This window comes from Streptomyces sp. NPDC054796, from assembly GCF_053611545.1.
The window spans coordinates 1-11,557 of record NZ_JBSHAO010000106.1; the positions used below are offsets into that span (position 1 = coordinate 1).

The following is an 11,557-nucleotide window of genomic DNA, read 5'->3' on the forward strand; positions in this document are numbered from 1 at the left end:
CCCTCTCAGGGTGTCTCGCGGGCCCTGCCCGGCGCGCCCCGCGACCGGGAGCCCGCGCCGGAGGCGCACCGGCGCCCGTTGGCCGTCCACGGATCACCGGCCCACCGGCCACGAATGAGGCCCCGTTCCCGTCGACAGGACGGGAACGGGGCCTCATCGCACGGCTTCACGCGGCTCTCCGCCGCTCCGAACGGCGTACCGCACCCCGCCGTGGCGCCCTTCAGGCGTCAGGCCGTTACGCGCGGACCGAGAGGAGTTCCTCCAGCTGCTCCTCGCGCGCCGGGGCCGCGACGAACAGCAGCTCGTCGCCCGCCTCCAGCGCGTCGTCCGGATCTGGCGTCAGCACGCGGTTGCCGCGGATGATCGTCACCAGCGCCGTGTCCTCGGGCCAGGTGACATCGCCCACCCGGGTCCCCGCCAGCGCCGCCTCCGGAGGCAGCGTCAGCTCGACGAGGTTGGCGTCGCCCTGCGAGAAGCGCATCAGACGCACCAGATCGCCCACACTCACCGCCTCCTCCACCAGCGCCGACATCAGGCGCGGGGTGGACACGGCGACGTCGACGCCCCAGGACTCGTTGAACAGCCACTCGTTCTTGGGGTTGTTGACGCGTGCGACGACGCGCGGCACTCCGTACTCCGTCTTGCCGAGCAGGGAGACGACGAGGTTCACCTTGTCGTCGCCCGTGGCCGCGATCACCACGTGGCACCGCTCCAGCGCCGCCTCGTCCAGCGAGGTGATCTCGCAGGCGTCGGCCAGCAGCCACTCCGCCTGGGGGACCCGCTCGACCGAGATCGCGGTGGGCGCCTTGTCGATGAGCAGCACCTCGTGCCCGTTCTCCAGCAGCTCACCCGCGATCGAACGCCCCACGGCGCCCGCGCCCGCAATGGCAACCCTCATCGTTGACGAGCCTCCTCGGGCCCCATGGCGAACGCCGCCTCGACCTCACCGACCTGGTCGCAGCGCATCATCACGTGCACCAGGTCGCCTTCCTGCAACACCGTCTGGGACGTCGGCAGCATGGCCTCGCCCAGCCGGGTGAGAAAGGCCACGCGTACGCCCGTCTCCTCCTGGAGCTTGCTGACGCGGTAGCCCACCCACGAGGGGGAGGCGTGCACCTCGGCGAGCTGGACGCCCCCGCTGGGGTCGCGCCACAGCGGCTCGGCGCCCGAGGGCAGCAGCCTGCGCAGCATCTGGTCCGCGGTCCAGCGCACCGTGGCGACCGTCGGAATGCCGAGCCGCTGATAGACCTCGGCCCGCCGCGGGTCGTAGATGCGCGCGGCGACGTGCTCGATGCTGAACATCTCCCGTGCCACGCGAGCGGCGATGATGTTGGAATTGTCACCACTGCTCACCGCGGCGAAGGCACCGGCCTCCTCGATACCGGCCTCCCGCAGGGTGTCCTGGTCGAAGCCGACACCGGTCACCCGGCGGCCACCGAAGCCCGAGCCCAGGCGGCGGAAAGCCGTCGGGTCCTGGTCGATGACCGCGACCGTATGGCCTTGTTGTTCCAGCGTCTGGGCAAGCTCGGCACCAACCCTGCCGCAGCCCATGATCACAACGTGCACGCCCGTCCCTCTCGTCCCGTACAGCGGGCCGTCCCAGCATCGCACGACTGACCGCATACGATCCTCTCCGTGTCCAGGATGACCGACGTACCGAAACGACTCCTCCTCGGGAGGGCGCTCCGCAGCGACCGCCTGAGTGAGACGCTGCTGCCGAAGCGCGTCGCCCTGCCCGTGTTCGCCTCCGACCCGCTGTCCTCGGTGGCCTACGCGCCGGGCGAGGTGCTGCTGGTGCTGTCGGTGGCGGGAGTGTCGGCGTACCACTTCAGCCCGTGGATCGCGGTCGCGGTCGTGGTGCTGATGTTCACCGTCGTCGCCTCGTACCGGCAGAACGTGCGCGCGTACCCCTCGGGCGGCGGCGACTACGAGGTCGCCACGACCAACCTGGGCAGACGGGCCGGGCTCACCGTGGCCAGCGCCCTGCTGGTGGACTACGTGCTGACCGTGGCCGTCTCCATCTCCTCGGGGGTGGAGAACCTCGGCTCGGCCGTGCCGTTCATCGTCGAGCACAAGACGCTCGTGGCGGTGGCCATGATCGTGCTGCTGACGCTGATGAACCTGCGCGGCGTGCGGGAGTCGGGCAAGCTCTTCGCGATCCCGACCTACTGCTTCGTCGCCGGTGTCTTCGCGCTGATCGTGTGGGGCGTCGTGCGCGGCGCCGTCCTCGGCGAGGAGATGCGCGCCCCGACGGCCGACTACGACATCGCCAGCGAGCACACCGGCGGGCTCTCGGGCCTGGCGCTCTCGTTCCTGCTGCTGCGCGCCTTCTCCTCCGGCTGCGCGGCGCTGACGGGCGTCGAGGCCATCAGCAACGGCGTGCCCGCCTTCCGCAAGCCGAAGTCGAAGAACGCGGCGACCACGCTGGCGATGATGGGCCTCATCGCGGTCACCATGTTCTGCGGCGTGATCGCGCTCGCGCTCAGCACGGGCGTCAAGATGGCCGAGGACCCCGCCAAGGACCTGCTCATCAACGGGCATCCCGCCGGCCACGACTACACCCAGAACCCCGTCATCTCGCAGGTGGCCGCCGCGGTCTTCGGTGACGGATCGATTCCCTTCATATTCCTGGCCGCTGCGACGGCGCTGGTGCTCTTCCTCGCCGCGAACACCGCGTACAACGGCTTCCCGCTGCTGGGCTCGATCCTCGCGCAGGACCGCTATCTGCCGCGTCAGCTCCACACCCGCGGCGACCGGCTGGCGTTCTCCAACGGCATCGTGCTGCTGGCGGGGGCCGCCGCGATACTCGTGGTGGTCTACGAGGCCGACTCCACGCGCCTCATCCAGCTCTACATCGTGGGCGTCTTCGTCTCGTTCACCCTCAGCCAGACCGGCATGGTCCGGCACTGGAACCGGCACCTGCGCACCGAGCGCGACCAGGCCAGGCGCCGCCACATGCACCGCTCGCGCGCCATCAACACCTTCGGCGCGTTCTTCACCGGGCTCGTGCTGATCGTGGTCCTCATCACGAAGTTCTCCCACGGCGCGTGGGTCTCGCTCGTCGGCATGGCGCTCTTCTACGCCGTCATGACCGCGATCCGCAGGCACTACGACCTGGTCGCCGAGGAACTCGCCGTGGACGACACGGACGAGAAGACCGTGCGGCCCTCGCGCGTCCACTCCATCGTGCTCGTCTCCAAGATCCACAAGCCGACGCTGCGTGCCCTCGCCTACGCGCGGCTGATGCGCTCCGACAGCCTGGAGGCCGTCACCATCAGCGTCGACGCGGACGAGACGGTGCAGTTGCGCAAGCAGTGGGAGGAGCGCGGCATCGGCGTGCCGCTGAAGATCCTGGACTCCCCGTACCGCGAGGTCACCCGGCCCGTCATCGAGTACGTGAAGCGGCTGCGCAGGGAGAATCCGCGGGACGTCGTCAGCGTCTACATCCCCGAGTACGTCGTCGGCCGCTGGTACGAGCAGTTGCTCCACAACCAGAGCGCCCTGCGGCTCAAGGGCCGCCTGCTCTACACGCCGGGGGTCATGGTCACCTCCGTGCCCTGGCAGTTGGAGTCCTCGGAGGTGGCCAGGAAGCGGGCCAAGCGCCGCGCCGAGTGGAACGCGCCGGGCTCGGTGCGCCGTGGCCCCGCGATCCGGCCCGGCGCGAAGTCGGCGGCCGGGATGTCGGCGGGCAAGGGCGGGGAGGGGCACGGGCAGCGCGAGCAGTGAGGGCCGGGCCGGCCCGGCCCTGTCGGCCCGGCCCTGTGTCCGCCCTTGCCCGCTGCGCGGAGGGTGCGGGTACGGGCAGTAGACTGGACGGCTGCTCGTCACACCGGATCCCGGCACGACCCCGGCACGCCGCACCCCGCGCGTCGCGGCCTCCCGCCGCACCGCGCCACCACTCACCCCGCTTGTCGTCATTCGCCCCCATTCGCCCCACTCGTCATCTGGAGCCACCCCGCATGCCCGACGCCTCCGCAGAAGCCCCCGCACCCTCGCTCGTCGGCGAGGAGTACGAGGTCGAGGTCGGTCCCGTCGCCCACGGAGGGCACTGCGTCGCCCGTACCGAGGGGGGCCGGGTGCTCTTCGTACGCCACACGCTGCCCGGCGAGCGTGTCGTCGCACGCGTCACAGAGGGCCACGAGGACTCGCGCTTCCTGCGCGCCGACGCCGTGCGGATCCTCCAGCCCTCCAAGGACCGCGTCGAGGCGCCCTGCCCCTACGCGGGCCCCGGGCGCTGCGGCGGCTGCGACTGGCAGCACGCGAAGCCCGGCGCGCAGCGCCGCCTGAAGGCCGAGGTGCTGACCGAGCAGCTGGAGCGCCTGGCCGGGATGACCCCGCAGGACGTGTCCTGGGACGGCACGGTGGAACCGGCGCCCGGGGACAAGCTGCCGCCCGGTGAGGTGCCCGGCTGGCGCACGCGGGTCCAGTACGCGATCGACGAGGAGGGGCGCGCGGGCCTGCGACGGCACCGCTCGCACGACGTCGAGCCCATCGACCGCTGCCTGATCGCGGCCCCCGGCATCGACGAGCTGGGCATCGAGAAGCGCGAGTGGCCGCAGATCGCGTCCGTGGACGCGATCGCGGCGACCGGCTCTCAGGACCGTCAGGTCGTCCTCACCCCGAGGCCCGGCGGGCGGCTGCCCATCGTCGAGCTGGACAAGCCCGTCTCCGTGCTGCGGGTGGGGGAGTCGAAGACGGGCGTCAAGAGCGTGCACCGGGTGCACGGCAGGGACTTCGTGCGCGAGCGGGCCGACGGGCGCACCTGGCGGGTCGGCGAGGGCGGCTTCTGGCAGGTGCACCCGCAGGCCGCCGACCTCCTCGTCGACGCGGTCATGCGCGGCCTGACCCCGCGCAAGGGCGAGATGGCCCTCGACCTGTACTGCGGCGTCGGCCTCTTCGCGGGCGCGCTCGCCGACCGGGTGGGCGAGGCGGGCGCCGTCCTCGGCATCGAGTCGGGCAAGCGGGCCGTCGAGGACGCGCGGCGCAACCTGGAGGACTTTCCCCGGGTGCGCGTCGAGCACGGCAAGGTCGAGTCGGTGCTGCCCCGCACGGGCATCACCGAGGCGGACCTCGTCGTCCTGGATCCGCCCCGCGCGGGCGCGGGCAAACGCACGGTCCAGCACATCGCGGCCCTCACCCCGCGCCGTATCGCCTACGTCGCCTGCGACCCGGCGGCCCTGGCCCGGGACCTCAAATACTTCACCGAGTCCGGCTACCGCCCCCGCTTCCTCCGCGCCTTCGACCTCTTCCCGATGACGCATCATGTGGAGTGCGTGGCGATCCTGGAGCCTGCCGCGAAGGGCTCCTGACCTGCGGTTTTGTGCGTGCGCATTATGTGCGGTGTGGGCGTTACGGGCGATATCTTGACGCTGAAATGACGCTCGTGACGCTCATTTGACGCTCGTTCTGATGGGGTGTTAGGCGAACTTTCGGGCAGGTCGAGCCCTGTCGAGTGGTGTGTATCGATGGGGTGCTGAGGCACACGCCCTATGACGAGCTGCCTGTCGCGTGAGCCCGGCGGGAGAAGGTACAGGAGCTGATCGAGTGGTTCGTTGCCGAGGGCTGCGGGCTCAGTGCTCGGCGGAGGTCAGCACTATGCGGGCTGCCATGGCGCGGTCCGCCTCCTTGGTATGGACGAACATGGCCGTCAAGGTGCTGGCGGCGACCAAGGGTGTCAGCTCCTGGGTGAGAGCCTGGTGGTAGAGGGTCAGGGCCGCTTCCAGAGGAGCATCGCTGTCGCCTACGGCTTCCACGCCGGCGCGTAGCCCGGCCCACGCGAAGGGAAGGGTGGACGACGAGATCCAGGGCTGCGTGAGAACCTGCAGCGAGAACGCCCGAAGATTACGCTGCCGGTGCGCGGACGGCGTGGCCCGGTGAAGACCGCCGTACGCAGCGCTGATCCATCCTGCGGCCTCGTGCGGCAGAGTGCCGACGGTGCGGGAAGCGGCGTCGAGCGCGAAGGCTGCGGTCGCCTTCGCGTCGGCCCAGGCGGAGGGACGCGAGAGGGCCACGGCGACGGCTCCGGCCTGCCAGCCGTCGGCCAGAGCGGCGGCACGGTAGAGATCGGGGCAGAAGGGGATGTCGACGTAGTGGTTCCGCAGCAGCTCGGCCTTGGTCAGCAGGGCTTCCTCTGGCGTGGCCAGGCCCGCGTCGACGCGGGCGCCGAGGAGCGCGAGGGTGCCGAAGGCGGCCACTCCTTCGGACCGCGCGACAGCCCGCAGGGCGCGGTCATCGCACCACAGGACGAGACTGTGCTCCCTGGAGTGGTCGAGGGCTGTCAGCCAGTGCGTGCTGCTCCTGGGAACGGGCAGCTGCCGCAGGCTGCGCAGTTCCGGCCGCGGCACACGAGGCATTGCCCGGACTACCTCGACGAGACGCCCTGATGCGGTTCGCATTCGGGCGAGGCGCTCGGCGGAGGTGGTACGGACGGCCGGACGGGCGTCGTCCTCGTCCCAGGTGAGCACCATGTCGGTGCGCAGGGCGAGTGATTCCTGCGCGTGCAGTGCGTCGGTGAAGAGCTGGTCGGTCGTCACGAGTGACCGGGGGTGGCCCGTGAGCCGTTCGGCCACGCCCGGTTCCAAGAGGGCAAGGGTGACGGCGGCGCTGGTGTCTACGACCACTCGCCCTGAGCGGGCGGCCTGCACGGCTTCGGCTTCGGCCGGATCGGTGACTGCGTCAGCGGCGTAGACGTGCGGGCGTTCGGCGGAGGGTCGCAGCAGGATTTCAGCGTAGCTGCGACCGGAGGACAGGACGAGCATGCCAGCGGGCAGCTCACCGGTGGCGGTCCTGCGGTGGAGCTCCTTGGCGTTCTCGTGAGAACGGCGAAGTTCTTGGGCGACGTTCTTGAGGGGATCGTCCTCGGGACCGATCTGGACGGCGCGAAAGACGGTGCTGTCGGGGAAGCGCTCCAGGTACGCGGCGGTGGCGGTGCGGAGCTGTTCCACGTCCTGCTCGGAGAGGGGCGGTGCGGGTTGGATGGCACGCCAGTGCAGGTTGGCCAGGACTTTGCCGACCAGGTCGCTGTCGTCACGCCAGCGCTGCGTCAGGGCAAGGGCCCGTCCGGTGAAGTGTGGGTCGGTGGTGAAGCGTGCGCCGAGCATGACCCACAGGGCCGTCTCGTCCGAGCTGCGTGGATCTAGGGGCCGTACCTGCCCGCCGGTGGTGAGAGCCTGCCACGCTTGGTCAAGCAGGCTGCGGATCGCGTAGCACTTGACCAGGGCCCAGCGCGCGTCGATGTCCAAGGGGTCAAGTTCGAGGAGGCGCAGAGCCGCTTCCGTGGCACGGTCGACGTGTCCGTCGGCGGATTCGGCATCGACGAGGAGCGCGTACATGCGGCCCTGCCCTGCCCAGCCGGGTCCGGCCATCCGCAGCGCGTTCTGTGCGCACTCACGGGCCTGCGGATGGTCCTTGGTCTCCAGGAACAGGCTTGCGGCCATGGCCATCATCCGCGCGTCGTTCCATTCGACGGAACCCTCTCTGAGGGTCTCGGCGGCCAGAGCGATATCTCCGGCACGGTGGTAGCGCTCGGCGAGCGCTACCACGATCGCCAGGCTCCTGGTGACGTGGGCACGCAGCAGGCTCAGCGGATCACTTCCCTCGGCGTGCAGGGCCCGGGCGAGCAGTTCGAGTTCCTGGACGCGCTCGCCGAAGGAGGGCTTGAGGTGGCTAAGGTCGGGTAGATCCGCACCGCTGGAGGCCAGGCCGGCCGCGGCCGTGAACTGTTCGCCCTCCGTGACGGCGACTTCCCATGCCTCCTGCCACAACCGCCGAACATCCGTGGCATTGGTGCCGTGCCCGTTCTTCGATTCCGCCAGAACTGCCGCGGCCTGCGCTCGTGCGAACCCTTGCGGCATGCACTGCACCAGTTCCTCGGCCTCCCGCCACCGTCCCGTCATGGCGGCGACCAGGGCGGTCTGCGCGCCCATACGGGGGTCTTCCGCCTCATGCGGTTCGGCTTCCCCGTCCGGCGCTGGCCGGGTCAGCTTCCACGCCAGGGCCAAGTCCTCGCTCACCACGGCTGCCTGTACGGCGAGCACGGCCGCTTCGGTGCTGTCGCCCGACCAGCTCCGACGGTTGTTCCTGACGCGGAGGGCCACGGCCAGGGCCTCCTGGCCGGCACCGAGCCTGTTCGTGGTCCGGCTGTGGCGGGCGTATTCCAGGAGCGCGGCAGCCAAGGCCATTCCGGTGCCGCTGGAGGTCTCGTCGGCCGTCCGCAGTACGGCCAGTGCCTCCCCCGGCCGCTGGAGGTGGAGCAGTGCCTTGGCTTCAAGCTGGGTCTTGATGGCCGTAGCTCGTGGATGGTGTGGTTCCCACCGTCTGAGATCTGCCAAGCCCTGCTCCCACTCGCCGCCGAGAAGGCCGCGAAGCGCCGTCAGGAGAGATGAACTGCCATCACCGTACGTATCGAGGTAGCGGCGTGCGCTTTCGTTCGTGCCGTCCTCCTCCTGAAGAGCCGCCAACATCGTGTAGTAGTCCCGGGGGTGTCCCCCTTCTCGCAGGCACACTTCGAAGTAGTGCCGGGACGCGCCAGAGGCGTCGTAGTCGGCGGCGAGGTGGCCTAGCCAGGCGTAGGCGCCGACGGGGGCGTCCTCAAGCCACGCCGGGTGCGTGTCCGCCCACTGCCGTAGGACGTCCCCGCGCTGTCGCCCCGAGGCCGACAGGATGTCCATGCACTGGGTCACGCCAGGCCACGATGTGGCGAGCAGAAGGGCCTCCTCTGCGGCCCAGGGACTGAGCGTACGCACGGCCTGCTCGAGAACGTCGCGGCCTCGCACGCCCTGCTGGAGCTCCCGGAGCTGGTCCCGGGTCTTGCGTCCCTCCTCCTGAGTGGTCTGCAGTCCCCAGCTACCGACGAGAAGGGCCGCCTGCGAGGGATCGGCGGCACGCACCGACTCCTCCATCACCATCCACAGCACCTGCAGCGCCTGGCGACGGCGTTCCTCAGCGCTGGCGCCGGGCATCACGAAGGCGAGGCGTCCGGCGGCCTGATCGAGCGATGCCTCGCTGCAGTCGCGCAGATGTGCACCGGTGTCCTTGCGCGCCAGCCAGACCCGCAGCGATGTCGCCGTCACTGGAATCCCGGCCTCTGCGGCCCGCTTGGCCGCAGCACGCGCCACCTTGGGCCTGCGAACGACCTTCGTGAACCCGCTCAGCGCAAGCCTGCTAGCCCACGGCATGGCCGCCTTGGCCAGCAGCGCGGAAGTCAAAAGAGCCATGTGTTCCTCCCCGACGCACCGCGGGGTCACACGCCCCGGCCCCTCACGGACGGACCCTATCTCCGGGGTCTGACATCGAGCCTTTTCAGCGTTAACGCTCCAGGGCGAGGATGGATGCGCCGATGACTGCCTGCGGGTGGGGGCCGCAGCGGGTTCCGCCGAGGATCTGCCAGGGCTTCAGTCTCGCAATGCTGCGTTCGACTGGCAGCGCCCGGAGGCTCGTCTACTGGGTCGTGGTGAGGGCTTGGTGTGAGAGCCGCCTGATTGATCTGGTCGCCCAAGAGTCAGCCCCGCTGCAGGCGCGTTGGCGGGTATCGACTCCCCGGCGTTCGCAGATTCGGAGGGAGTGGTGAATGCCGAGCGCGGTCAGGTGGCGGGTGCGGCCGGGCAATGCGGGCGAGAGTCACAGCAGCTCGCCCGCTGGGCGAAAAGTCGGCCCGGCTGCCGCCGACCCAGTCGGTACTGCGACGACGGCGGGCGGTGCGCTGCTGAGTTGATGTAGCCGGTTCCGCTGGCGGGCTGGATCGCGTCCCCGATGCTGAACAGGGTGGCCAGCGCCTCGCTCTCCCACTGAGTGGCGCTGGCCCCGGCCGCGTAGGCGGTGGCGAACTCCTCCATGTCGTCGGGATCCACGGACTGGGCGCGGGCCCGCTCGAGGACCTTCAGCGCCATCGCGTTGACCGTGTGCCAGTCGCCACCGTGGTACCAGCAGCACGACCGGTCCTCGTGGTCCGGCAGAACCTGACGCATCCAGCGCCGCCACCAGGGCATCCCGGCTGGCATGCAGACCGGCTCGCGGAACGGGGTCGGCCGGGCGAGACGGGCCACCGCGAACCCCTCGAACACCAGCAGCGGTTCCGGCTCGGCGGCGCGCGGCACGTAGCTGACGCCTCGATCCGTGGCGACCGGGCGCCGACCAGATCCTGCATCTGCTCGTCGGTCATCACCGACCAGCGCGGCCCGAGCTGCCGTTCCACCCACACCGGCGACTGGTCCTCAGCGAGGCAGTGCCGCTCCCACACCGCGCCTGCGAACTTCTCCACCCCGTTCATCAGCCCCATGCCCTCAGTGAGGGCGATCTGGGTCGCCACCGCGACCGGGTGCGCCCCAGGAGCGGTGAACAGCTGCAGGCGGAACGTCCCCGGCATCACCCTGGACCAGGCCCGTCAGGCCGTCGCTGCCCGCTCCGGCTGGAGCCGCTGAGTAACTGTGTCACACCCCTCGCAGTGCACGGCTTTCGAGCGACGGTCCACCCTCGCCACCCAGCGGGCCCCGCACACCTGACACTCCCGCTCACCCTCACCGCGCTGCACCGCCGCCAACTGCAGCTTCAGCCGCCGAGCAAGCCGCCACGACCTGCACCGACACGCCGTCGAGCAGTACACCGCGTCAGACCGCGCCCCCGGCCGAAGCCGCACGCCGCAGCCCTCACAACACCGCTCTCGGGTCTGCCCGATGTCCCCGGGCACCCAGCCAGGCTATGCCGCCCACGGTACTCCGAACCCGGCATGGCAAACGGGTACTGAGCAGCCGATCTCGTCCAGCAGAGTGTGACTCACTGGCCGCTTCGTAGCGCACCTTCCGCAGCGCGAAGCCTCCGGGGCTTGTTCATCCCGGAGGCTTCGGCTCGTACTCGGACCGTAGGAATTCTCACCGTCACCGTTGCTGACGGCCAGCACGTCCCCACGCTGTTGGTGGATGGAGCCTGGTGACTACCACAGCACCCACAGCTTGTAGTTCGAGGTCAAGCCCCCGTCCCGGCAGTCGTAGTCGATGGCGACTAGTACTGCAACGGCGTTTGAGGTGACGGGGCGGCAGTCTGCTCGTTGAGTTTGTCGTGGGTGGGGACGTTGATGTGGTGCGGTGGACGGCTGGCCTGGTCGAGTTGCATGAGCGGTTCGTGCACCGCTTCTCCCGCAGTGAGCCGCGTGCCTCGGCGCTGGCGTATCTGCGAGGGCTGATGGCTCCGCTGGAGCGGAAGAACGGCTGGACGCTGGCCGAGCAGGCCGGTCACCTCGGTCCGGACCGTATCCACCGGCTGCTGAACTCCTGTGACTGGAGCGCGGATGAGGTGCTGGAGGACGTGCGCGACTACGTCGTCGAGCACCTCTGCGACCCGGACGGGGTGCTGATCCTGGACGACACCGGCTTCTTGAAGAAGGGCGAGCGGTCGGCCGGGGTCCAGCGGCAGTACTCCGGCACTGCGGGACGCACGGAGAACTGCCAGGTCGGGGTCTTCCTCGCCTGCGCGACCAGCCGGGGCCGCACCTTGATCGACCGCCGTTTGTACCTGCCGAAGTCGTGGACGGAGGATGCCGGCCGGTGCCGCACGGCGGGCATCG

Annotated in this window: 7 protein-coding genes; 3 read left to right on the forward strand and 4 right to left on the reverse strand. The window is 70.2% G+C overall.

What is annotated here, in order from left to right; translation table 11 throughout:
* Positions 1 to 235: 235 nt before the first annotated feature.
* Complete coding sequence (locus ACWGJ2_RS39140; protein WP_453351172.1) at positions 236 to 898, reverse strand: potassium channel family protein; 663 nt, start codon at positions 896 to 898, stop codon at positions 236 to 238.
* Positions 895 to 1,566, reverse strand: a complete 672-nt coding sequence (locus ACWGJ2_RS39145) for a potassium channel family protein (RefSeq protein WP_453351173.1) — start codon at positions 1,564 to 1,566, stop codon at positions 895 to 897. Before ACWGJ2_RS39145 ends, ACWGJ2_RS39140 begins: the two co-directional genes overlap by 4 nt.
* A gap of 69 nt (positions 1,567 to 1,635) precedes the next feature.
* Here ACWGJ2_RS39145 and ACWGJ2_RS39150 point away from each other — a divergent pair, with 69 nt between their 5' ends.
* Together ACWGJ2_RS39150 and ACWGJ2_RS39155 are read left to right on the forward strand one after the other, a co-directional pair.
* The gene (locus tag ACWGJ2_RS39150; protein ID WP_453351174.1) at positions 1,636 to 3,726 is read left to right on the forward strand and encodes an APC family permease; all 2,091 of its coding nucleotides are present in this window, start codon (positions 1,636 to 1,638) and stop codon (positions 3,724 to 3,726) included.
* A 233-nt stretch (positions 3,727 to 3,959) separates the two neighbouring features.
* Complete coding sequence (locus ACWGJ2_RS39155; RefSeq protein ID WP_453351175.1) at positions 3,960 to 5,309, forward strand: class I SAM-dependent RNA methyltransferase; 1,350 nt, start codon at positions 3,960 to 3,962, stop codon at positions 5,307 to 5,309.
* A gap of 261 nt (positions 5,310 to 5,570) precedes the next feature.
* Here ACWGJ2_RS39155 and ACWGJ2_RS39160 read toward each other — a convergent pair whose 3' ends face one another.
* Positions 5,571 to 9,215, reverse strand: a complete 3,645-nt coding sequence (locus ACWGJ2_RS39160) for a tetratricopeptide repeat protein (protein ID WP_453351176.1) — start codon at positions 9,213 to 9,215, stop codon at positions 5,571 to 5,573.
* 366 nt (positions 9,216 to 9,581) lie between these two features.
* Positions 9,582 to 10,094 carry a hypothetical protein gene (locus ACWGJ2_RS39165; protein ID WP_453351177.1) on the reverse strand — a complete coding sequence of 171 codons (513 nt, stop codon included), beginning with the start codon at positions 10,092 to 10,094 and terminating at the stop codon, positions 9,582 to 9,584.
* 958 nt (positions 10,095 to 11,052) lie between these two features.
* Between ACWGJ2_RS39165 and ACWGJ2_RS39170 the strand changes: the two genes are divergently transcribed.
* Positions 11,053 to 11,557 (forward strand): IS701 family transposase (locus ACWGJ2_RS39170; protein WP_453351178.1); only part of this gene is annotated, 505 nt, incomplete at its 3' end.

What these genes read in the sequence shown, in the direction of transcription:
- ACWGJ2_RS39140 (WP_453351172.1), bottom strand. Translation starts at nt 898, where the DNA reads ATGAGGGTTGCCATTGCGGGCGCGGGCGCCGTGGGGCGTTCGATCGCG.
- ACWGJ2_RS39160 (WP_453351176.1), bottom strand. Translation starts at nt 9,215, where the DNA reads ATGGCTCTTTTGACTTCCGCGCTGCTGGCCAAGGCGGCCATGCCGTGG.
- ACWGJ2_RS39155 (WP_453351175.1), top strand. Translation starts at nt 3,960, where the DNA reads ATGCCCGACGCCTCCGCAGAAGCCCCCGCACCCTCGCTCGTCGGCGAG.